Source organism: Ruegeria sp. K11 (assembly GCF_056531905.1).
Genome location: NZ_JBQFMP010000003.1, coordinates 241589 through 265114 on the forward strand (window position 1 = coordinate 241589; position 23526 = coordinate 265114).

Annotated in this window: 19 protein-coding genes, 1 pseudogene and 1 riboswitch; of the genes and pseudogenes, 4 read left to right on the forward strand and 16 right to left on the reverse strand. The window is 59.6% G+C overall.

The window, feature by feature from the left end:
- Positions 1–127 precede the first annotated feature (127 nt).
- The gene (locus tag ACR0K4_RS06235; RefSeq protein WP_480853267.1) at positions 128–583 is read right to left on the reverse strand and encodes an SRPBCC family protein; all 456 of its coding nucleotides are present in this window, start codon (positions 581–583) and stop codon (positions 128–130) included.
- Positions 580–888 (reverse strand): ArsR/SmtB family transcription factor, encoded by a 309-nt coding sequence (locus tag ACR0K4_RS06240; RefSeq protein ID WP_480853268.1) that lies wholly within the window; start codon positions 886–888, stop codon positions 580–582. Before ACR0K4_RS06240 ends, ACR0K4_RS06235 begins: the two co-directional genes overlap by 4 nt.
- Positions 889–966: 78 nt before the next feature.
- Here ACR0K4_RS06240 and ACR0K4_RS06245 point away from each other — a divergent pair, with 78 nt between their 5' ends.
- On the forward strand, positions 967–1869 hold the full coding sequence (locus ACR0K4_RS06245) for a DMT family transporter (RefSeq protein ID WP_480853269.1): 903 nt from the start codon (positions 967–969) through the stop codon (positions 1867–1869).
- Here ACR0K4_RS06245 and glmM read toward each other — a convergent pair.
- From glmM to ACR0K4_RS06290, 9 genes are all read right to left on the reverse strand, one after another.
- Positions 1866–3209 (reverse strand): phosphoglucosamine mutase, encoded by a 1344-nt coding sequence (glmM, locus tag ACR0K4_RS06250; protein ID WP_480853270.1) that lies wholly within the window; start codon positions 3207–3209, stop codon positions 1866–1868. The genes ACR0K4_RS06245 and glmM overlap by 4 nt on opposite strands.
- Before the next feature lie 31 nt (positions 3210–3240).
- A complete protein-coding gene (gene folP / locus ACR0K4_RS06255; protein WP_480853402.1) occupies positions 3241–4200 on the reverse strand; it encodes a dihydropteroate synthase in 960 nt (319 codons plus the stop codon).
- A gap of 35 nt (positions 4201–4235) precedes the next feature.
- Entirely contained in the window at positions 4236–5156 is a 921-nt protein-coding gene (locus ACR0K4_RS06260) for a dihydroneopterin aldolase (RefSeq protein WP_480516108.1), read from the reverse strand.
- A gap of 101 nt (positions 5157–5257) precedes the next feature.
- Complete coding sequence (locus tag ACR0K4_RS06265; RefSeq protein WP_480853271.1) at positions 5258–6631, reverse strand: multicopper oxidase family protein; 1374 nt, start codon at positions 6629–6631, stop codon at positions 5258–5260.
- A gap of 73 nt (positions 6632–6704) precedes the next feature.
- Positions 6705–7346, reverse strand: a complete 642-nt coding sequence (locus ACR0K4_RS06270; RefSeq protein ID WP_480853272.1) for a cell wall hydrolase — start codon at positions 7344–7346, stop codon at positions 6705–6707.
- A gap of 188 nt (positions 7347–7534) precedes the next feature.
- Positions 7535–10096, reverse strand: a complete 2562-nt coding sequence (locus ACR0K4_RS06275; protein WP_480516105.1) for a putative PEP-binding protein — start codon at positions 10094–10096, stop codon at positions 7535–7537.
- Positions 10097–10139: 43 nt separating this feature from the next.
- Positions 10140–12302, reverse strand: coding sequence for a glycine--tRNA ligase subunit beta (gene glyS / locus ACR0K4_RS06280; protein ID WP_480853273.1), 2163 nt, complete (start codon positions 12300–12302; stop codon positions 10140–10142).
- A gap of 9 nt (positions 12303–12311) precedes the next feature.
- Positions 12312–13520, reverse strand: coding sequence for a sodium/glutamate symporter (gene gltS, locus ACR0K4_RS06285; RefSeq protein ID WP_480853274.1), 1209 nt, complete (start codon positions 13518–13520; stop codon positions 12312–12314).
- Between the two features lie 4 nt (positions 13521–13524).
- Positions 13525–14046 (reverse strand): DUF6446 family protein, encoded by a 522-nt coding sequence (locus ACR0K4_RS06290; protein WP_480516102.1) that lies wholly within the window; start codon positions 14044–14046, stop codon positions 13525–13527.
- Between the two features lie 78 nt (positions 14047–14124).
- Between ACR0K4_RS06290 and ACR0K4_RS06295 the strand changes: the two genes are divergently transcribed.
- Positions 14125–14757 carry a MarC family protein gene (locus ACR0K4_RS06295; RefSeq protein ID WP_480516101.1) on the forward strand — a complete coding sequence of 211 codons (633 nt, stop codon included), beginning with the start codon at positions 14125–14127 and terminating at the stop codon, positions 14755–14757.
- An 8-nt stretch (positions 14758–14765) separates the two neighbouring features.
- On the opposite strand, the gene ACR0K4_RS06300 is transcribed toward ACR0K4_RS06295, so the two are convergent.
- The gene (locus ACR0K4_RS06300; protein ID WP_480516100.1) at positions 14766–15695 is read right to left on the reverse strand and encodes a glycine--tRNA ligase subunit alpha; all 930 of its coding nucleotides are present in this window, start codon (positions 15693–15695) and stop codon (positions 14766–14768) included.
- A gap of 205 nt (positions 15696–15900) precedes the next feature.
- Here ACR0K4_RS06300 and ACR0K4_RS06305 point away from each other — a divergent pair, with 205 nt between their 5' ends.
- On the forward strand, positions 15901–17631 hold the full coding sequence (locus tag ACR0K4_RS06305; protein ID WP_480853275.1) for a peptidoglycan-binding protein: 1731 nt from the start codon (positions 15901–15903) through the stop codon (positions 17629–17631).
- Positions 17632–17812: 181 nt separating this feature from the next.
- On the opposite strand, the pseudogene ACR0K4_RS06310 reads toward ACR0K4_RS06305, so the two are convergent.
- Positions 17813–18239, reverse strand: a pseudogene (locus ACR0K4_RS06310) (thiamine pyrophosphate-binding protein); the annotation flags it as partial.
- Between the two features lie 33 nt (positions 18240–18272).
- Positions 18273–19721, reverse strand: a complete 1449-nt coding sequence (locus tag ACR0K4_RS06315) for a TrkH family potassium uptake protein (RefSeq protein ID WP_480516098.1) — start codon at positions 19719–19721, stop codon at positions 18273–18275.
- Positions 19722–19762: 41 nt separating this feature from the next.
- On the opposite strand from ACR0K4_RS06315, the gene ACR0K4_RS06320 reads away from it, so the two are divergent.
- Positions 19763–20512 (forward strand): hypothetical protein, encoded by a 750-nt coding sequence (locus ACR0K4_RS06320; RefSeq protein ID WP_480853276.1) that lies wholly within the window; start codon positions 19763–19765, stop codon positions 20510–20512.
- Between the two features lie 346 nt (positions 20513–20858).
- Here the strand turns inward: ACR0K4_RS06320 and folE2 are convergent, their stop codons facing one another.
- Both folE2 and metZ read right to left on the reverse strand, forming a co-directional pair.
- Positions 20859–21962 carry a GTP cyclohydrolase FolE2 gene (gene folE2 / locus ACR0K4_RS06325; RefSeq protein ID WP_480516096.1) on the reverse strand — a complete coding sequence of 368 codons (1104 nt, stop codon included), beginning with the start codon at positions 21960–21962 and terminating at the stop codon, positions 20859–20861.
- Between the two features lie 198 nt (positions 21963–22160).
- Positions 22161–23351 carry an O-succinylhomoserine sulfhydrylase gene (gene metZ, locus ACR0K4_RS06330; RefSeq protein ID WP_480853277.1) on the reverse strand — a complete coding sequence of 397 codons (1191 nt, stop codon included), beginning with the start codon at positions 23349–23351 and terminating at the stop codon, positions 22161–22163.
- A 62-nt stretch (positions 23352–23413) separates the two neighbouring features.
- Positions 23414–23491, reverse strand: a riboswitch (SAM riboswitch).
- Positions 23492–23526: the final 35 nt, after the last annotated feature.

Here is a 23526-nt window from a genome sequence, read left to right on the forward strand (position 1 = left end):
CTGAAAAAAAGCATCGAAATGCGCGTTCGACCGAAGGGAGAGACAGCGTATTTCGGTTCAAATCAAACGCAAAACGACCCAAGACTGACTTCAGTCAACGAAAGGGCGGCCCGCGCGGTCGCCCTTTCTAGTTGGCGACGGCATTCGCGTAGCAGTCGCCCAGCACATAATCCCAGCCGCTGTCATATCCGGAGCGCTTGTCGGGCGCGTCGCTTGCCCAGACCTCCCAACCCGAATGGGTCAGTGTGACTTTTGTCTGCGCCACGTCTTGCGCTTCAAAGGCCACCTCCACCCGGGTCGGGCGGTCTTTGTTCGTGCCCGGGTGCCAGCTGAACGCCAGCCGCCGGCCCTCTTCAAAAACCAGTACCTCCCCCCAATCCTCGCGCTCTCCGTCAAACATGGTCTCATAGATGGCGCCACCGACCCGGGGTTCGATCACAACCGCCAGCGCAGCCTGCCCTTTAGCTGCTGAAACGGCGTGACCCTCCAGCGGCCACCACTTGGCGATCCGGTTCACAAAGACATCAAACGCACGATCCGGCGTTGCGTTCACAACAATGGTCTTGATGATTGGGTCAGTCATCCACCTTGTCCTTCGTTCACTTCGGTTGCGAAGCTCTGCAATACATCTGTCCAATACCGATCAAGCCAAGCGCGCATCTCGGCAAGACCTTCCGGCCGAGCGGCATAGATTCGGCGCGTGCCTTCCGCGCGGCAAATGACCAGACCGGCGTCGGACAAAACCTTCAGATGTTGGGATACCGCAGGGCGGCTGACCGGCAGGTCTGCGGCCAAATCCCCAACTGCGCGGGGGCGCGCGGCGACGGCCTCAAAAACCTGACGGCGGGTGGCGTCGCCCAGTGTTGAAAACACATCTTGGTAAGCCATGACTAACGGTAAGTATGAACTTACATAAAGTCAAGAACACCCCGTGACACTGCCCGAGTTGCGGGATAAGGGGATGGAATGGTTCAACAACCCAACCACCGTGACTGGGGCGGCGTCATCGCTCTGGGTCTGATCTGGGGCGCGACGTTTATGGTCGTCGCCATAGCGCTGGAAGGCTATGGCCCGGTGACCGTGGCCACTGCGCGCACCACATTGGGCGCGGTCATGTTGCTGGTGCTGATGCGGCTGACCGGGCGCAGATTGCCGCGCATCGACGGGGCCTTGTGGACCTCGATCACGGTGATCGGAGTGCTGTCCACCGCCCTGCCCTTTGTCCTGCTAAGCTGGGGGCAGCAATATGTGCCCTCAGCCTTCGCGGGCCTGTCCATGGCGGCGGTTCCGCTCATGGTTTTGCCGCTTGCGCATTTCTTCTCGGACGAGCCCATGAATCTGCGCCGGTTGGTCGGGGTCTCTTTGGGTTTCTCGGGTGCGCTGGTGCTGATCGGGCCGGGACTGGCAAAACTGGGTCAGGGGGCCGAACCGCTGGCGCAACTGGCCTGCGTCGGAGCAGCGCTTTGCTATGCGAGCTCTTCCATCTTTACACGACGCTGCCCACCGATTGATCCGGCGGTTCTGTCGGCCCTGACGCTGGTCGTAGGCGCAGTCATCCTGTTGCCGATCATGGTCATGACCGAGGGGCTTCCATCGTGGCAAGGCGCCCGTTCGGGGCTGGCGATCATCGTTTTGGGCCTGATCCCCACGGCTTTCGCCACGCTGCTGCGCGTATCGATCATCCTCAGCGCGGGATCGGTGTTCATGACCTTGGTAAACTATCAGGTACCCATCTGGTCGATGGTGTTCGGAGCGTGGATATTGTCCGAGGCCCTACCGCTGCGCTTTTTCATCGCGCTGGTCATGATCCTGTGCGGGCTGGCCATCAGCCAGTGGTTCAGCCTGCGCAAAATGCTGATCGGGTGTTAACCCGCAACTGCCTCGACCTCGGCCACGATGCCATCAACCACCTGTGTCAACAGGGCCGCATCCTCGCATTCAGCCATCACGCGGATCAGAGGTTCGGTGCCTGACTTACGGATCAAAAGACGACCCTGTCCATTCAACCGCGCTTCGGCATCTGAGATCGCAGTCTTGACGTTCGCCGCCTCAAGCGGCGCTTGTCCCGCCGCGAAGCGCACATTCTTAAGCAATTGCGGAACGGTCTCGAACTGATGCGCCAGTTCCGAGGCTTTCTTTTCAGACAACACCATCTCGGCCAGAAAATGCAGACCTGCCATCAACCCATCGCCCGTGGTGGCATAATCGCTCATCACGATATGACCGGATTGTTCGCCGCCCAGGTTGAAACCGCCTTCGCGCATCCGCTCGACCACATAGCGGTCGCCAACGGTCGTCCGCTCCAACCGCAAACCCTGCCCCGCCAGATGCCGCTCCAGCCCGAGGTTCGACATCACCGTCGCGACCAAGGCACCGCCCTTGAGCCGGTCAGCGCGCGACCATGCGCCCGCCAAAAGGGCCATCAGTTGATCGCCATCCGCAACCGCGCCGGTTTCGTCGATCACCACAACCCGGTCGGCATCACCATCCAGGCAGATGCCCACATCCGCACCATGAGCAACCACAGTTTCCACAGCCACGCGCGGTTTGGTCGATCCGCAGTCCAGATTGATGTTCTTACCATCCGGCGAGACGCCAATCGGAATGACATCTGCCCCAAGCTCCCACAGCACTTCCGGAGCCGTCCGGTGCGCTGCCCCGTTGGCACAGTCGATCACCACCTTCAGCCCATCCAGCCGAACGTCGCGCGGCAGCGAGGATTTCACCCGCTCGCCATAGCGGAACCGTGCGTCATCGACCCGGCGGGCGCGGCCGATATTCTTGGCCTGCGCCGGGTTCACGCCCTCTTCGATCAAACGTTCGATCTCAAACTCGGCCTGATCCGACAGCTTGAACCCGTCCGGCCCGAAAAACTTGATCCCGTTATCCTCGGCCGGGTTGTGACTGGCCGAGATCATCACACCCAGATCCGCCCGCATCGACCGGGTCATCAAGCCCACCGCAGGCGTCGGCACCGGCCCCAATAACAGCACGTTCATCCCGGTCGAGGTCAGGCCCGCCGTCAGCGCGTTTTCCAGCATATAACCCGACAGCCGCGTGTCCTTGCCAATGACAACCCGGTGCACGCCACCGGCGTCCCGGCGGAAGTAACGGCCCACTGCGGCCCCCATGCGCAAGGCCATCTCAGCCGTCATCGGATGCGTGTTGGCGGTGCCCCGCACCCCGTCGGTTCCGAACAGCTTGCGCATCAGATCTACTCCTCAATTATGTGCACCCGCCCTACCGGACGGCAGCCCACAGACGCAAGGCCTGAGCCGTCTCGGCCACATCATGGGCACGTATAATCTGCACACCTTGTGACAATCCTGCCAGAGCCACCGCAATTGATCCCGGTGCGCGGGCATCCTTGCGCGGCTCTTTGCCGACTTCACCAATGATGCCTTTGCGAGATACTCCCAACAAGATCGGGCAACCGAGCCCATGAAACAGGCTGAGATTGCGCAAAAGCGTCAGGTTGTGCTCGGTGGATTTGCCAAAACCTATGCCCGGATCGACGATAATCAGGTCCCGGCTTAGCCCGAGGCTTTCCAGATGCGCGATCTGCGTTTCAAGGAAATCGTAGACGTCCAGCAGCACGTCGTCGTAATGCGGATCGTCCTGCATCGTGCCGGGATCGCCCTGCATATGCATCACGCAGACCGGCGCGCCGATGCTGGCGCAAAACGGCGCAAGTTGTGGATCAAAGGTAAAGCCCGAGACATCATTGATCAGCCCCGCCCCGGCCTCATGCGTGGCCCTGGCGACGCTGACCTTGCGGGTGTCTATCGAGATCAGCACATCGGTCTCGTCCCGGATCGCTTCGATCAGCGGCTGCGTCCGGGTGATCTCTACGTCTTCGGGCACAAAATCGGCACCGGGGCGCGTTGATTCCCCGCCGATATCCAGAATGCTCGCCCCATGCGCCACCATCATGGCGGCGGCGGCGCGGGCTGCGTCGACCGAATTGTGCACGCCACCATCCGAGAAACTGTCTGGCGTGGCGTTCAAAATGCCCATGATCTGCGACCGTGCCATATCCAGCCCCGAAACGGGCGCGCGAGACCGCGTAAGCTTATCCAGATAAGTCTTTGGTATAAAATCAATATCTACAATGCGTGAATTCTCATCACGCTGCAAACATTCGGCATGCGTAAACCACAAGGATTGCCCGGCCAGCGATACTGCGCCCTCTGGGCGCATCGGTCCGTGCTGCACAAGCGGTCGATAATAGGTCGTCACAACTTGGCCTGTTCCACCGAAACCGCACGCAATGGCGTTTTTGGGGTCTCAGGCAAATCGCCCCCGATCACCAGCATCTCGCTGGCCTCAAAAGTTGCGGCAAACCACGCTGCCAGAGCCACCGCGTCAGACGGCGCCGCCGAGGGGCCATCGACCGCGTCCAGCACGATCTTGGACGGCGCCCAGACGCAAATCTGACCATTCTTCATCGCCCAATCCAGCTCGGTCCGGGTCGAGACCACCACACAGCGATGATCCCGCGCGGCCAGAACCCAGGCGTTCTGCTCGATCGCCAGCAGGTCGATGCGGCGCTGGGTCATCGCATGACCTGTCTGCGGCACCGCCAGATCGGCCGCACCGACGCACAAGATCGGAGGGCGCTGTCGGTTCTCGAGCTGGTCGATCCAGCCGGTCAGATTGCCCGAGGCGATGGCCTCGTTCGACAGGAACACCAGCCGGGGATGGGGGCGTTCTTCTTCGGCAACATCGTGATGCGTGGCATCCATGCTGCGCACGATCTCGACCCCAAGCGCACCTGGGCCGCGATCCAGTTTTTCGATGCGAACAAAGGCTCTTACTGCCTGAGGCTCAAGTAAAATGCGTTCGGCCACACGCTCTGCCAACGTTTCAAGCAGGTTCAAACGCTCGGCGGCCAACTCAAAGGCGATCGCTTCGGTGACACGGTCGTAAGACAGGATGCGATCCACATCATCATCAATCGGGTCGGTCAGGGGCCGCACCTCGACCACCACATTAAAACAGATGCGCTGCGTGGTACCCCTCTCGGCCTGAAAGGCACCGATCTCGACTTCAACGATGTGGTCGCGCAACGAAATTCGGTCCAGAGGTCCGCACGCAGCCGTCGCTTCGGCTCGTTCGGACGGGTGCGCGAAAGCAAGACGGATTTCAGAACTCATGCGACGGACCTTTTCGGGCTCGGTGGACTATGTGCCCAAATTAAGCGTTGCGCGGGCGTATAACACCGCAGCAAACGCCTTTCCACCCGTCGAATGCGGCGTCAGGTCACGCGAAACCAGCTCATCATGCCCGATGCGGCGTGGCCCAGCATATGGCAGTGCAACAACCAATCCCCGGGATTATCCGCCATCAGGGCAATCTGCCGGGTTTGGCCGCGTCCGACCAACACGGTATCTCGCCAGGGACCAAGACTGCCGTCTTGCATCAGCAGACGGAAATGATGCCCGTGCAGATGCATTGCATGCGGAAAGGCTGTTTGGTTCGCGAACTCAATGCGATGCACCTGCCCGATGGTCGTATCCAGAAACGGATCTTGCGGGCGCTCGGCATATCCGTTCAGGGCCCAGAACCGCCCCAACTGTGCCAACTCCTGACCAGATAGCTCGGTATCGCCCAAAATTGCGTTGTCAAGCCATCGCATGGCCCCGCCCTGCATGGTCATCCGGTGCAGTGGCGCTTCCTGCACAGAGAAGTCGGGCACCGGGTTGGGCGGCAGAGGGTCAAAGCCCTCTCGTGGCCCAGATGCCGCAGCCTCCGACACCGGAAAACCGACCAGCCCAAAGGTTCCATCCCTTTCGGCGCTGGTTAAGCTTGCAACTCCTCCAACCCCACTTGTGACATCCACGATCAGATCGGCGCGTTGCGCAGGCCCAAGCGGAAAGCTCCCATCGATTCGCAGCGGCGCATCCAACGGCATTCCATCCAGCGCCGCGATCCAGCCGGTCAGCCCATCCAGACCGACATCAAAGATCCGCGCATTGGCCGCATTTATCAGCCGCAACCTCAACCGCTCATTGGAACGCACGGGATAGGCCGGGTCGATCTGACCATTCACGGTAAAAAGATTGCCCAAACGCCCCGCATGGCTGAGGTCGTGACCGTTCTGAAAGTCATCACTGATCTGACCGCTTTCGGGATCAAGGCGCCAGTCATCCAACATCAGGGTCACATCCTGATCCACATCAGGCCCGGCGGATTCCTCCACAATCAACGGACCATAAAGCCCCCGCGCCACCTGCTCCACCGAGCGGTTATGTGCGTGATACCAATAGGTTCCTGCGTCGGGGACCACAAAATCATAATCAAAACCGCTGCCGGTCGCGATGACCTCTTGCGTCAGGCCAGGCACACCATCCATGGCGTTGTCGATCCGAATGCCATGCCAATGAACCGTGGTTGGCTGCGGCAATTGATTGAGCACGCGACGCTGCACCCGCGCGCCTTGCCGGACGCGAATTTCGAGACCGGGCACGGAGCCGCCATAGCTCCAGATATTTGTTTCAGGATACCCATCCGGCGCAATCTGTTGCGAAGACGGCCGGACCACCAACTCGGGCAGTGCGGCATGCACCGAACGGGGCAGGACCAAACACGCGGTTGTTGCTTGCAGGAATTGTCTGCGGGAAAAAGTCATTGCGGGCCTCCTGGCCCGCAACATAGAGTTCATATTACCCAGCGCCACCCACCTTCCAGCGCGGGTGCGGCAATCAGTTACGCGCAGTGCGGTAGTTGTGCCGATAGAAGATGTGCACTCCGATCCGCGTCGTTTCCTTGTAGACCTTGGACCAGGATGGGCGAACCGCCTTGGTGTGGTAATGCGTGGCACCATCGGTCAGTTTATCTGCCCTGCCGTCAATCGCCGCGCGCGCCACTTTTGAGACCCGCTCATACGCGCGCTTTTCCCGGATGATCTCTTTCCGACCATCGCAGGTATAAGTGAACTGACATTGGTATTTTTTGCCGGTGCCCTGCCGGATCACCCCGCACAGCGTATTCGGAAAGCGGGCACTATCAACCCGGTTCAGAATAACCTCGGCAACCGCGAACTGACCGCGAACACTTTCACCGCGCGCTTCGAAATACAGCGCCTCGGCAAGGCACTTGAATCCCTCGTCCCCGGTCGCTTTGGGCTGTTCATCCAACCACCCTTTTGTGTAGGATACTTCTACCTTGTCCAGCGGCTTGCGCGGCTGGAACAAAGTCAGGTAATCGCGGAAATTCTGCCCGGACAATTCCTTCCGGGCGACCACGTCCACAATATCGGTCTCGCTGTCCCGCTGGTCAGCATAGGACATACTTGGCAGCACGGTTGCCGCCATTACGGCAGCAGCCATTATGTAGCTTCTCATCAGATAACCTCGCACAGGCACTTTAACGCGCCAAACCCTCCCCCGGCGGGCGCGACGAGGCTGATACCCCACTTAGGGGCAAACGTCTAGTTTTCTTAAAAAGGCAAGAAAAAACCCGCTCACGCAGTCAAAAAATTTCGACAGCGTGACGTGTGTTGCACCACTATTTCTAGGGTGGAGACAATAAGTCAACCCCCAAGTTTGGACGAAATCGCCAGTTGAGCGGCAGACAGCCGAGCGACCGGAACCCGGAAGGGCGAACAGGAAACATAGTCGAAGCCCAGCGCCCGGCATATGGCGATTGATTCGGGGTTGCCCCCGTGCTCGCCACAGACCGACAACGTCACATCCGGCTGCGCGGCCCGGCCACGTTCCGCGCCCAACCGCAACAGTTCCCCGACCCCATCCGCGTCAAGAACGTGAAACGGGTCTTCGCCAAACACGCCCAAACGCACATAAGCTGACATGAACCGCCCGGCATCGTCGCGGGACAGCCCATAGGTCATTTGCGTCAAGTCATTGGTTCCAAAGCTCAAAAACGCGGAATGCGGTGCGATCTCGTCTGCCCGAAGGCAGGCGCGGGGCGTTTCAACCATCACACCGAGCCTGTAATCGAACTCCTGCCCGCGCTCCGAGGCCACCTCGGCTGCAACGGCGTCAATACGTGTTTTGACCAGTTCAACCTCACGCTTGGCCGAGACCAGAGGGATCATCACCTCTGGCACAACCGGCGCGCCGTCCTTGCTGGCGTCCAGCGTTGCCTCGAAAATCGCGCGGGCCTGCATGTCGTAGATTTCAGGCACAGTCACGCCCAGGCGTACACCGCGCAGGCCCAGCATCGGGTTATATTCGCTCATCGAGCTGACGCGGCGTTCGACATCCGACACCGGCAGGTCCAGCGCTTCGGCCAATTCACGCTGACCGCTGCGGGTGGTGGGCAGAAACTCATGCAGCGGCGGGTCAAACAGTCGGATACAGACCGGCTGCCCTTCCATGATTCGGAACAGCTGCATGAAATCCTGCCGCTGCATGGGCAAAAGCCGTTCCAGCACGGCGGCACGCCCGGACGGGGTCTGCGCAAAAATCATCTCGCGCATCACTGTCAGGCGACCGGGATCAAAGAACATGTGTTCGGTCCGGCACAACCCGATCCCTTGCGCTTGAAAATTCCGGGCCGTCTGGGCATCGGCTGGCGTGTCGGCGTTGGCGCGGATTTCAATATCGCGTTCGGCATCAGCCCAGGCCATCAAGGTCTGAAAGCAATCATCCAAAGCCGCTTCCAGCATCGCTGGCGTTCCTGCCAAAACCTGCCCCGAGCTGCCGTCAATTGTCAGCGTATCGCCTGTCTTGAACACCCGCCCGTCCGGGGCCGAGAGTTGTTTCTTCTTCGTTTGAAACCGCATCTCGGACGCGCCGACGATACATGGCAGACCCAATCCGCGCCCGATCACCGCCGCATGGCTGGTCATGCCGCCCTTTTCGGTCAGCACGGCCACCGCCGCATGCATCCCGCGCACGTCTTCGGGCGAGGTTTCGCGCCGTACCAGAATACAAGGCTCTCCGCGCGCGGCGCTGGCCTGGGCTTCGGCGGCGGTGAACACGATCTTGCCGGTCGCGGCACCGGGGCTTGCACCGATCCCGGTGGTCAGAACATCGCGTCTGGCTTCAGGATGAACCTGACGGTGCAGCAACTCGTTCAGGGAATGCGGGTCAATCCGCATCACCGCTTCCTGACGCGGGATGATGCCGTCCTCGGCCAGCCGCACCGCGATCCGCATCCCCGCGCGCGAGCCGCGCTGCACGCGTACGCCATCCAGAATGTGCACCCGACCGCTTTCGATCACGAACTCAACCTGCATTTCCTCGCGCAGCTTTTCCCGCATGGCGGCCGCGTGGGCCTTGAGGTCAGCAAAGGCTTCGGGCGCGACATCCTCAAGAGACTGACCACGCTCGTCTTTTTCCAGATACAAGGCGGAAACACCTTCGCCCAGCGCATCCCGACCCTGGCTTTGACTCAGATAACGGCCCGTGATCTGCGGCATTCCGGTCGAAGGATCGACCAGCTGCAATACACCAGAGCCGCATTCCCCTTGTCCAACGCCGGGGATCATCTCTTGAATGACAAGGCCCAGCCCGGCATCCGCGGGCGCGCCTTTGGCCTGCCGCAACAGGCGGGCCGAGGTGCCGTCCCAGGCGCGCGCCATAGACCGCAGCACACCGATCAGTTGCTCACCCCGATCCTGCGGAAATGTCTCGTCGGTTTCATCCTCATAGGCACGCAGCGACAGGCTGAGCCCTTCGCGCCCATCCGCTTCGATATCGTCAAACACATCCGGATCAAGCCGCGCAACATGAGTGGCATAGCTTTGCACAAACCGAAGATACAGTGCAGCCGCAGCATCGGCACCCATGGCACTGGACAGGACAAGATAGTTTGCGTCATTCATCCCGATGTTCAGAACCGCCCCCGGGCCACCCCAATCGGGGTCTTCCGAGCTCGGGCGCACGCAAAGCAACGCATCGCCGTCGAACTGACTGAGAATGGCTGCAATATCAGGAACATGCCCCTTTGCGATCCGCTGTACTGCGTCGAATGACAAAGCAACGGTGCGGGGCACCGGCATCTCCAGCCGGACCAGACGTTGCAGACATTTGGCCCGGCCGCCATGGGTGTTGGCGGCAACAGGCGCAGTGGATGTGATCAGGGTCGTTTGCGGGTTATTCTGCACTGCGGCACCTTTTGGTTTCACCGCAGCATAAGCCCCTGCCCGGTTGACGCAAGCGCGATCTAAGTCAGCCTTCGATCCGCGTCAAATCCGCGACACTTGAACACACCTGCCGGATCTGGCTGAGCAGGTTCAGGCGGTTGCGGCGCAAGATGTCGTTGTCGGTATTGACCTGCACATCCTCAAAGAACGCATCCACCGGAGCCCGCAGCGCGGCCATAGCAGCCATCGCAGCCGGGAAATCCTCGGCCTTCAAGGCCGGGTCGATCTTGCCCTGCGCTGCGTCCAGCGCTGCAAACAGTGCCTTCTCGCTGTCGGTCTCGGCAAATTTCACATCCGCACCGTAGGAATATTCCACCCCGTCCTTCTCTTCCGCCTGAGACAGGATGTTATTGGCCCGCTTGAACCCCTGCACAAGGTTCTCCCCATCCTCGGTCGCAATCACCGCGTTGAGCGCGCGGGCACGTTTGACCAGAAGGTTGAGGTCATCATTGCCGTCCATCGCGATACAGGCGTCGATGATGTCGTGACGGATGTCCTCATCGCGAAGGAAGACTTTGAGGCGGTCGTGGAAGAAGGTCATCAGTGTATTGTCAGCAGGCCACTTTCCGAAATCAGGCAAGTTGATATTTTCGGAAATAAGTTTCTCACCTTCCTGTACGGTTTCGTACTTCGGTATACTGTCCAGCTTAGCCTCATACAGGCGATTGTGGTGCTCCTCGATTACTGGCCAAATATTGAGCTTCGACGACTGACCCAAAATCAACCGAATAACCCCCAACGCCGCACGACGCAGGGCGAACGGGTCTTTCGATCCGGTGGGTTTCTCATCAATCGCCCAGAACCCGGTCAGCGTATCCAGCTTGTCCGCCAGCGCAACCGCCACGGAAACCGGCGCGGTCGGCACGTCATCGGACGGACCCAGCGGCGAATAATGCTCCTCGCTCGCCTGCCCTACTTCTGCAGGCAATTCGGCGGCATCCGCATAGTAGCGGCCCATCAGGCCCTGCAACTCGGGGAACTCGAACACCATCTCGGATGACAAATCCGCCTTGCACCCCTGCGCCGCCATCATCGCCAGCGCCGGATCAGCTCCGACTGCCGGAGCCAGTTCATGTGCCAGCGCGGCGATGCGGTTCACGCGTTCACCCTGAGACCCCAGCTTGGCGTGGAAGGTCACCGCATCCAGTTTTTCGACCCACGGCTCGAACCCGTCGGACTGCACGATGCGCAGGTCATTCTCCCAGAAGAATTTCGCGTCGGCCAGACGGGCCGACAGCACCTTCTGGTTCCCCGCCAGAATGGTCGCGCCATTGTCTGCAGTCTCGCGATTGGCCACAGTAATGAACCGTTCAATCCGCCCGGTCTTGGGGTTCTTCACCGAAAAGAATTTCTGATGCTCTTTCATCGAGGTCTGCAGCACCTCGGGCGGCAGGTCGAGGAATTCGTCATCGATCCGCCCCATCAGCACCACGGGCCATTCAACCAGACCCGCGACCTCGGCCAGCAAGCCCTTGTCGTCGACCACCTCCAGACCAGCGGCAAAGGCGAGGTTCTGGGCGTCGTTCCAGATATGCTCGGCGCGCTCGCTGGGCGACAACACCACAAAGGCACGCTTCAGCTTGGCGGCGTAATCCTCGAACGATGTCACCGCGAACCGGTTCGGGGCCATGAAACGGTGGCCTGCGGTCGTGTCGCCGGAGGCGATCCCTTCAACCTCAAGCGGCACAACCTGAGCGCCCGCCTCATCGCTGAGGATGCACAGGATCGAGTGCAAAGGCCGCACCCATCGCATCGAGCCCGCCCCCCAGCGCATCGACTTTGGCCAGGGGAAATTGCGGATGGTGGCCTCAAGCACCTCGGCCACGATGTCCGCTGCCGGACGACCTGCTTTTTCCATGGTCGCAAAATAGACCGCACCCTTGGGGGTCTCGCGTTCCTCCAACTGGTCACGGGTCAGACCCGCACCGCGCAGGAAGCCTTCGATGGCCTTGTCCGGAGCGCCCACTTTCGGGCCTTTGCGTTCCTCGCGAATGGTCGGACTTTCGGCCAGAAGCCCTTCGATGGCCAGCGTCAGGCGGCGCGGCGTGGTCAGCGCGGCGGCAGAGGCATAGGTCAGACCGCCCTCGACCAAACCATCGGTGATCCGCTTTTTCAGGTCCTCACCGGCGCGGGCTTGCATCCGCGCGGGGATTTCTTCGGAAAACAGTTCGATCAGCAGGTCGGGCATAGTCGGTCCTTAGAAACTCACAATCGTCTGGATGACGATGGCATTGGCGATATCCACAAAGAAGGCGGATACAAGGGGCAGCACGATAAAGGCAATAGGCGAAGGACCATATCGCTTGGTCACGGCGGTCATATTCGCGATAGCGGTCGGGGTTGCGCCCAGGGCGAAGCCACCGAAACCGGCAGCCAACACGGCGGCGCGGTAATTCGACCCCATCAGCGGGAACAACACCCATAGCACGAAGGCCACCGCGAACAGGGTCTGGGCGGTCATAATCACCGCGATGGCAAGGCCCAGTTCGGCGATGGTCCACAGCTGCAGGCTCATTAGAGACATGGCCAGAAACGCGCCCAGAGCGAATTCCGAGATCAGCGCCAAGGACGGTGTGCGCGCCACGGGCGGCGCTTTGGGGAACAGCGCGGTGCGCAGGTTGGCGATCACGATGCCCATGATCAGGCAAGGCACGAACAGGGGCAGTTTCAGCCCCGCCGCGCTGATGATATCGCCGAGGATATAGCCCGAGATGATGGCAAGGTTCAGGTGCAGCAGCACCCGCATGATGGTCTGATGATCAATCGCCGTTTTTGCGTCAACCTCATCGGGCAGACCCACGGTATGCTCTTCCTCGGGGCGGCTGGGGCTCAGTTTGCGGCCCTCGACCAGTAGCCGCGCGATGGGGCCGCCAACCAGAGCCGCCAGCACAAGACCCAAGGTCGCCACCGCCACGCCCAGTTCAGTCGCGCCCGCCAGCCCTGTCGCCTCGGCCACTTCGGGGGCCCATGCAATCGCGGTGCCATGCCCGCCGATCAGCGCGGCGGAGCCAAACAGCACGCCCGCCTGCGCCGGATATCCGAACAGAACCGCCCCACCAGCACCGATCACATTCTGCGCGACGATGGTCAGAAGGGTCAATATCAGCAACAAAAGCAACGGCTTGCCGCCAGCGATCAAATCCGACAGCCGGGCATTCAGCCCAATCCCGGCAAAGAACAGAACCAGCAGAAAATCCCGCGCGGTCAGGCCAAAGGACAGCTCAATCCCGAATGCGAGGTAGAGCATCAGCACCACCAGCGAGGCCAGAAGCCCTCCGGTCACCGGCTCGGGGATGTTGAAGTTGCGCAAGGTCGCGACGCGGGCGTTGATCTCGGCCCCCAGCAGGTAGACCGCAAAGCCCAGGGTTGCGGTCAGAAAATCGGGGATCGCGACGGCCTGGCCCATGGGCTTACTCCTGCGGTCTGAGCGGGCATTCCTCGCCCACCACCGTGCCGTCATAGGCCTTTTCACCGCAATTGTTCAGCGCGTGCCAGACGTAACCCTTGCCGTCCTGCGTGATCGCCACAATGCGGTCGACACCATAGTGGATGTTCTTCGCGCCCATGAACGCCTTCGCCTGCCCCGATTTCAACGCATCAGCCAAGGCGACGGCATCATAACAATCAAACCATCCCGGCGCGGTCAGGGGTTCGGGGTTTTCTACGGATATAAACCCTGCCAACTGATCTGCAGTCAGTTCGGTTTCAAAACAGGCCCGATACCGGATCGGAGAGCTGTCGGCATCAATCGCCTGAAACGCGGAATAGGCAATCGCCTCGGGGGCATCCGCCCCTTGCACTAGCAACGCGACGTCCTGTCCGGGACGCGGTTCGACATCATAGTAGAACCCATAAACCTGCAGGTAATACATACCACCCCCGGCCAAAGCGGCCGAGAACAGCAGGATCAGCGCCAGAAGTTTCCCTGTCATCTCTTACGCCGCCTCTTTCAAGTTCCGGGAAAATAGGACAGGTTCCAGACGATCACGGGCTGAAACGAGGCACCTTTCATGGAAACCACTCTTGCCGTCGGATTTTTCGGCGCGTTGTTCGCGATCATGAACCCGATCACCAACCTGCCCGTGTTTCTGAGCGTCACGCAGGACCTGCCCGCCGTAGAACAGCGCAAAGTCGCCGTGAAAACAGCGGTTTACTGCATTATTCTCGGCAGCGCCTTCGCCTCGATCGGCAGTCAGGCGCTGGGGTTGTTTGGCATCAGCGTCGATCACCTGCGCGTGGCTGGCGGGTTGGTTGTTCTGATGATCGGGCTGAACATGCTGAACGGGAATGAAAGCAGCTCGCACCACGGAACCGACGGGGAAAAGCAATCCTACCCCGAGCCCGACACGGTCGCGTTCTATCCACTGGCCTTTCCCATTCTGGTCGGCCCCGGTACGATCACAACATTGATCCTGTATGCCCATCACATCAAGAAGCCAATAGAAGCCATTGCCTACGCTGGTGTTTTCCTGATCGTTGTCGCCCTGCTGCTGATTACGTTCTGGAACGCCGCGTGGCTGGCGCAGCGGCTGTCGGACAACGCGCGCGTGATCATGAGCCGCTTTATGGGCATGATCCTGTCGGCCATCGCCATCAGCATGATCGCCGATGGCCTGAAGGCGCTGCTGCCCGGTTTGGCCTGAGCCCGCCATCAGGCCTCGAACCCGGCGGCCTCGGTCTGCACGAACGCGTCGGCGCATTGCTTGGCCAACGCGCGGACGCGGCCGATATAGGCCTGCCGCTCGGTGACTGAGATCACCCCCCGCGCGTCCAGAAGGTTGAAGATATGCGACGCCTTGATGCACTGGTCGTAAGCGGGATGCGCCATCACGATCCGCTTACCGGTCTTCGGATCGTCGTGCTCCTGCGCCAGAATGGTGGCGCATTCGGCCTCGGCCTCTTCGAAATGGCGCAGCAGAACTTCGGTATTGGCAACGTCAAAGTTCCAGCGGGCGTATTCCTCTTCGGTCTGTTTGAAGATATCGCCATAGGTCAACGGGCTGGGGGACTGAGGATCGTTGAACGGCATATCCATCACGTGATCGATGCCCAGCACATACATGGCCAGACGTTCCAGCCCATAGGTCAGCTCGCCCGAGACCGGCGCGCAATCATGGCCGCCGACCTGTTGGAAATAGGTGAACTGGCTGACTTCCATGCCGTCGCACCAGACCTCCCAGCCCAGACCCCACGCGCCGAGCGTTGGGCTTTCCCAGTCATCCTCGACAAAACGAATGTCGTGCAGGTCCATATCGATGCCGATGGCCTGCAGTGATCCCAGATACAGCTCTTGCAAATCCGGTGGGCTGGGTTTGATCAGCACCTGATACTGATAGTAATGCTGCAACCGGTTCGGATTCTCACCATAGCGCCCATCGGTCGGACGGCGCGAGGGCTGCACATAAGCTGCGGCCCACGCCTTGGACCCCAAAGCGCGCAGCGTCGTCGCCGGGTGGAACGTACCCGCGCCGACTTCCATGTCATAAGGTTGCAGGATCGCGCATCCTTTTGAGGCCCAATAGGTCTGAAGCCGCAGGATGATCTCCTGAAACGAACGAGGTGCGCTGCTGGGTTCGGTCATGTCAATCCCTTTGGGCGCTCTGGCGCCTTGTTCCGATGGGTTTTGCCCTTCCTATGCAAGGGTCAGAGGGGCGTCAACGGGCCAATGCGTCCAGGCTGTCACTGCGCCGCCACACTGGAAATTCCCCTTAACACGGGCATGGCAATTCCAGCTGAATTTCGCGTAATCTGCCCCAAAGATAAAACACTGCAGATACGGGCAGACAATGACACGCATATTTTTGGCAATTTCTTTTCTAGTGCTTACTTTCGCAGGCGCGGTTTCTGCTCAGCAAGACACGGGCGTCTGGGTTCAGGTCGAAGCGCAACCAAATCTGCGTCAAGCGCAGGAGCGCGCGCAGGTTTATGCGGATGCGTTGCCGGATGTGAACGGGTTCCGGTTGAACAGCGGGTGGTATGCCATTGTTATCGGGCCATATCTGCGTGAGGATGCCGAACAGGTCTTGCGTGTCTATCGGGCCGAAGGGCAAATCCCGCGCGACAGTTTCATCGCGTTTTCCAGCAACATGAACCAACAATTCTGGCCTGCCGGTGCAAGCAGACCCGAACCGGAGCCGATCACGCCCTCGCTTGAGACGCAACCACAGCCTTCCGCCAACCTGACCCTGCAAGCAGGCGAAGAAACCCGCGCTCAGGCATTGCAAAGCGAGCGCTTGTTGACCGCACAGGAAAGACGCGACCTGCAGACCGCCTTGCAGGCAGCGGGGTTTTACAATTCGACCATCGATGGGGCATTTGGACAGGGCACCCGGCGGTCGATGGGTGAATGGCAGCGCTTCAACGGGTTTGAATCAACTGGCGTCCTGACCACGGCACAAAGAAAAGCTCTGATCGACGACTACAATGCACCTCTGATCAGCGTTGGAATGGACCGGTATGCAGACCTGGAGGCCGGAATCGAACTGGATCTTCCCCTTGGAGCCGTTGCATTCGAGAAATACGAAGCCCCCTTCGCGCATTTCTCCAGCTCAGGCGATCTGGACGCCAAGGTGCTGCTGATTAGCCAGGAAGGCAATCAGGCCACGTTGCGTGCTTTGTACGAGGTCATGCAATCGCTTGAAATCGTCCCGCTGAACGGGCCGCGGACACTGCGCAAAGACAGCTTTACACTCGAAGGGCGCGGCAATGGCATCGTGTCCGTGACGCAGGCTGCGTTGAAAGATGGCAAGATCAAAGGGTTTACACTGGTCTGGCCGGAAGAAGATGATGCGCGGCACAGACGGGTTCTGGCCGCGATGCGCGGCAGTTATACGACCACTGACGCAGTGCTGGATGCCGGGGCGGGGTCGGATGCGGAACAGCGGATCGATCTGGTCTCGGGTCTTCAAATCCGTAAACCGCGCCTGTCGCGCTCGGGCTTTTTTGCCGACCGCAACGGAACGGTCCTGACCGTATCGGAAGCAACCGACCAATGCACGCGGGTCACACTGGACGGTGATCAGGAGGTTGAAGTCGCCTGGACAGACGCAGAGCTGGGTGTCTCGGTCCTGCGCCCTCGCCAGACGCTGGCACCGATCAGCGTGGCAGAATTCCGCGCCGATCAACCTCGTCTCCAGTCCGAGATCACAGTGTCGGGCTTTTCATACGAAGGCGCACTGGGTGGACCAAGCCTGAGCTTTGGCCAAATCGCTGACATTCGCGGACTGAATGGCGAAGAAGGCGTCAAGCGATTGGCGCTGGCAAGCCAGCCCGGAGATGCCGGCGGACCTGTGTTCGATGGCAGTGGTAACGTCGTGGGCATGTTGCTGCCCACCCCATCCGACGGGCGCAGCTTGCCTGACAAGGTCAGCCTTGCCGCAAATGCCGCGCAATTGACGGATGTACTGACCAAGGCAGGCGTGTCCGGGCAGACCGCACAAGACGGCGGCAAGATTTCCCCGAATGAGTTGAGTCGTCGCGCAAACGGCATGACTGTTCTGGTGCATTGTTGGGATTAAGGCACAAAGCCGCGGCCCGGCGCAGCGCTTAGTTGTCGAAGATGTCTGGCGTCACCCGAATGAGCGTCGGAACAGGCGCTTCAAACGCGGCCTGAACAGCCTGTTGCATGTCTTCCAGACGTTCTGGAGAGGCGGAAATAGCGTCATAAGTTTAGGCCAAGCTTGCAGAAATCCGGGTTTCGTGCTTCGAACGCGGCTGCGATACGGCAAATTCTTCAAACGCAGTTTCAATCAAGCGATAAGCCGCTTGGTCTGTATCAGCCTGGCAGGACCACTGGGCAACGCGGTGCGTTGATCTTTCATCTGGTGCCATTGGCCACGCTGCGCCTCGGTCTCATCCAGGCACGATGAGATCACCAACATAAGAACCGAATCCGAATATGCTTACCCCATTGGCGTCAGGATGTTGCACAGCCCCGGACCTGTGATCACGTAAGCCACGCCGGGCCGGTCGCTGCGCGAGCATATCCATCTTCCATGAACGCTGCCCCCTGTTCGTGCCACACCAGTATATGGGTCAGACCCGCCTCTTCGCTGCTCCGGAACATGTCCTGATTGTGTACCCCGGGAATTCCGAAAACCTCCTCGACACCCCGATCCTTCAGCATATGAGATATCTGAACCCCCAAAGGTCTTTTTCATCAATCTCTCCAGAATTGCACCGTGAAGATGGCATAGACAGCTAACAACTCGAGGCGGCCAACCAGCATCCCAATGGTCAAAAGCCATTTTGCGGTATCGTTCAGCCCCGCAAAATTGCCTGCCGGACCGATCTGGTTGCCCAATCCGGGACCCACATTCGCAAGGGCCGTCGCAGCCCCAGACACCGAGGTGATGAAATCCAGGCCGGTCAGGGCCAGAGCCCAGGACAGCACACCCATCGACAACACGAAGAACATGAAAAAGCTCATGACCGAGGTCAGAACATCGCGGCTAATTGCGCGGCCGTCATAGCGCGGCACAAAGACCCCGTGCGGGGATCGGATGCGGTTGATCTGCGTTTTGATCGAGGCAAACAGCAGCTGATACCGGAATACCTTGATCGAACATGCGGTCGAGCCTGCACAGCCTCCGATCAGACCGATGAGAAAGAACAACATGACCGGAAAGCTGCCCCATCCCATGTAATCCACGCTGGCATAGCCAGTGCCCGAGATGATGGAGGTAATGTTGAACAACGACTCGCGAACAGCCTGTTCCCAATGGTGCGGAAACACGGAGGTCAAAAAGATCGACATGATTGCCACGAGAACCAGGATGGTCGCCAAAAAAGCCCGAATCTGACTGTCGCGCCACAGCGAGCTGGAATTCCCGTTTGCCAATTGCACATAACGGACAAAGGGCAACGCCGCCAAAATCATGAACACGGCGGCTGCATATTCCATCGGGCCCGAGAACGTGGCGAACGAGCTGTCGTAATTGGAAAACCCGCCGGTCGCGATGGTGGTCATCGCATGAACAACCGCATCAAAGAACCCCATGCCGAAGCCGGCATAGACCAATGCGCAGGCGACTGTCAGAAAGACGTAGATCAGGGAAATCTGTCCGGCAATCTCCTGCGCGCGCGGCAGGATTTTCCCCATGGTTTCAAACCCCTCTGATCGAAAGATCTGCATCCCCCCGACCCGAAGCTCGGGCAGGAAAACCATCGCCACCACAATGATACCTATACCGCCCAGCCATTGCAGGATGCCGCGCCACAGCAGCAAACCGCTGGGCAAACCGTCCAGCCCCGAAATCACGGTCGAACCTGTTGTGGTCAACCCTGACATGGCCTCGAAATACGCGTCGACGAACCGCAACTCGGTCTCGCCAAACAGGAACGGGATCGCGCCAAATATCGGCAGCGCAACCCAGACGCCGGATGTCAGCAAAAAGGTCTGACGAATGGTCAGACCTTCCCCGACACCGTTCGAGCAACTCATCGCCAGAACACTGCCTGTCAAAACGGTGATGATCGCGCTTTCAAGGAATACGTGCCATTCGCCCCTGCCCTCGATCATGTCGGCGAGCATGGGCAAAAGCATGGTCGCCCCAAGAATGGCGACCAACAGGCCAATTACATATCCAACCGGGCGCAAATCCGTCATGACGCGCAGCGTTGGCGCGCCATGAGGACCGTGTCAAGCCGATGAGGCCGGATTACTGTTCGGTTTTCGCCGAAGGTGTCGGCATTGCCGGGGGGGTGGACGGTGCCCGGGTGCGCCGCGCAGGGGCCGCAGGCTTTTCTGTCGCCTTCGCCGCAACGGGTTTCGCGGCTGCGGGCTTGGCTGCTACCGGTTCCGGTTTTGCTTGGAGTTCCGCCTTGACGGCCGTCGATGCAGGCTTAACCGGGGTTGGTTTTGCTTTAGTCGACGCTGTTGTGGACTTTGGTGTCGCAGGTTTTGCGACGGGCGGCTTGGCGGCTGCACTGGATTTGAACGTCGCCGTCGTATTGGCCGCCTTTTCAACCGGTTTGGCAACAGGCTTAGGGGCGGGCTTCGGACTGACGGTCTTGGCTGTAGAAACCGCTTTAGGGGCCGCTGTCTTCGGAGCTGCAGGTTTCACCGCCGGGGCCTTTTTGGCAACCGGTTTGGCCGTGGCCGGGGACGCCTTGGCAGCGACAGCCTTCTTCGGCGCAGCCTTGGCTGCGGGTTTGGGTGCCGGGGCAGGTTTCGCCTTGGCCGCAGCCGGAGCGGCCTTCGCTGTCGGCGCCGGTTTTGGCGCAGCCTTGGCTTTCCTGGGCGCAGGTGCCGCCGGAGCCTTGGGTGCCGCGCGCTTGGTCACGGTCGCCTTTGGCGGCACAACCTTGGCGACGGGTTCCGCACTTTTAAATGCGTGGATCGGCGCCATCGGGACCTGGAACGCGGCGCGGGTCATAACTTGCATAATCTCTAACTGACTGACCACCGCATAGCCTGCCATCCGAATGGCGGCTGCCTGAAACTCAAGCGGTTGGGAAATCGGATTCATTTCTGTTTCTCCTGTGAATACGATGCAGCCGGACGCAGAAGACGCCATTCGAGCGTCGAAAGCCGGGCTTTCGGCACGAAGCTCTGCAGGTCAGGTTGGCACATGCCTAAGGTCCTTCGATGCAACCTCAGCTTTGAAAAAGAGGCTGCGCATCAGCTACACTCAGGGCAATACTACCGCGAAACACTTCGCGTTGGCAGCAACAGTTGCTGCAATGCGGCAATAAAGCGCCCAGCGCTTTCTTTTGCCGCTTTTTTCAGCATGTTAATTTGGGATCACCCAGTGTGAAACAGGGTCGAAAACAACCTGGGATCAAGGCTCGCCGAGTCGAAGGTCGGACCTTCGGTCAGAATCGATACAGCATCATGACTGTGCAGACTTTCCTGATGGCTGGCCACGACACGGAAATCTCCGACGTGATGATCGGCCTGCAGTTCGGCACAAAACAATCGCGCGGCGTCTTCGACAAAAATCGGATTCGCCGCATTCAGCTCGGCGAATGCTTGCTCATCCTCACGCTTTACCATCACTTGCGTTTCGGTCGGTACGGCGCGACGGCACAGGGCGATCAGGTCCTCGAACCACAGACAATCGGCATTGCAATCCACAACCACCGAAATACGCGCGACCGAGCGCTGCGAATGCGGTGTCGCCAATTGGCCCCGCATCGACCGGGCATGTTCGCTCAGTTCCAGCGAACAGGGACAGGTCGAGGAATAAACATAGTCCAGATGCATGATCTTGAGACGCTCACCCGCGCGTTCGACCAGTTCCAGCGCGATGTCGTAATACTGATACCCCACAAGACCGGACCGCAGGCTTTCAACCTGATCGGGGAAGGAGAAGCGCATTTGAATCCGCGCATCCAGACTGTCCAGATCGGTCTTGTAGTCGTTCAGCGCGGCTTCCATCACCTCAAAACTGAACGTCCGTTCAGCGTGTTTGTAAAAGGACCGCATTATTCGGGACATGTTGATACCCTTCTTGTCAGCCTCCAGGCTGACGGACCCGGTAACCGAGGTCTCGAGCGTCAGATCCGCCCCATGTTTGCGGTGAAAACGAATGGGCATGCGAAAATTGGAAATCCCCACATGCTGAATTTGCTGTTTGGCGCCGCGGATCAGGCTGGACGGGCCATTCTGCAAATCCGGCATCGTCGCGCGGTATGCGGCATCCGCTTCAAAGTCGTCAGGGTACTGCCTTGAAAGAGAGGGGTAATTTACCGGCACCAGTCCCGGGATCAACCGCGCGACAGCGGGGTCAAGCTGGTTTACCTCGGCCTCGGATGCCGACTGAGCCCAGCTTTTCAGAACTTTCAGGGCGGCAGCAGCCTGATCACGATCCGGCGTTTCGTCGATGTCGCGGGGATGAATGTTCATGCGCGGGGTCCCTTGCTAGGTCGAAGGAATATAAACGACTCTGATCAACTTACAAATCCGATACGCACCCCATAACAGACCGGATCGAAAAAACCCGAACAAAACCGTCAATTCGCATCTGAATACGTCGGATCAAACGAGGCCTTTCCGGCCCAGGCGTTGCCCCGCGTGGTCCGAGCCCACGCGGGGAAATTCCCGCTAGGTTTGAGACAGTTTCAGTGCCTGTTCGATATCGTCAAGCAGATCAGCGGCATCTTCAAGGCCCACGGAAAATCGGATCAGGCCGGGTGTAATGCCCAATTCGTCCCGTTGTTCCTCGCTCAGCCTTTGATGAGTCGTTGTGGCGGGGTGTGTCGCAATAGATTTGGCATCACCCAGATTGTTGGAAATCACCGGTATGGTCAGCGCATTCAGAAAGGCAAACGCAGCCGCTTTTCCACCTTTGATATCCAGCGACAAAACCGTTCCGCCTTTGCCACCCAGTTGGGAGTGCACCAATGCGTTTTGAGCATGCGTTTTCAGGCCCGGATACAGGGTGCGGTCAAGCGCGGGGTGCCCCTCCAACGCTTCCGCCAGAACCTGTGCTGTTTCGGCCTGTGCGTTGACACGCAGCGCCATTGTCTCAAGTCCCTTGAGCATGATCCACGCGTTGAACGGGCTCAGCGCCCCGCCTGTATGCTTGAGATAGGGTTCAATCGTGCCGCGAATGAAGTCGCGGGTGCTGATGATGACACCGCCAAGCGCGCGGCCCTGCCCGTCAATGTGCTTGGTGGCCGAATAGACAACCACATCGGCCCCCTGCTGGATCGCGCGCGAGAAGACGGGCGTCGAAAACACGTTGTCCACAATCACTGTCGCGCCAACCGTGTGGGCCAGGTCGGCCACGGCTTCGATGTCGATTACCTCGAGCGTCGGGTTGGACATTGATTCGAAGAAGACAGCTTTGGTGTCAGGCCGGATCGCCGCTTTCCACGCCGTCAAATCGGTGCCATCGACAAAGGTGACCTCGACCCCATACCGGGTCAGGATGTTTTCAAGGATGTAAAGGCACGATCCAAACAGGGCCTTGGCTGAAACCACATGGTCGCCCGCTTTCAACATCGCGCACAGCGCTGCATTTACAGCCGCCATGCCCGAGGCGGTGGCAAAGGCATCCTCGCCGCCTTCCAACGCCGCGATGCGCTGTTCAAACATCGAAACGGTCGGATTTCCGTAGCGGGCATAGATGAACTCATCAGGACCGGATTCGATGAACCTTGCTTCGGCCTGCTCGGCGTTGTCGTAGACGAAACCTTGCGTCAGAAAGATCGCCTCGGAAACTTCATTGTATTGGCTGCGGCGGATGCCGCCATGGACGGCTTGGGTGCGCTTGTTCCAGCTCTCGCTCATGTCATTCCTTTCAGCCTCCGGCGAGGAGGCAACAAAAAACCCCAGACGCGGCCAAGCGAAAGGGGTCTTTCATCCTGACCTTTTAGCGGTGTTGTTTAGCGTGGCCCGCAATCCGGTAACAAATCGCCACGTGGTGCGGATGCGTTTACGCCCCGACCCCACAATCGTCAAGCCC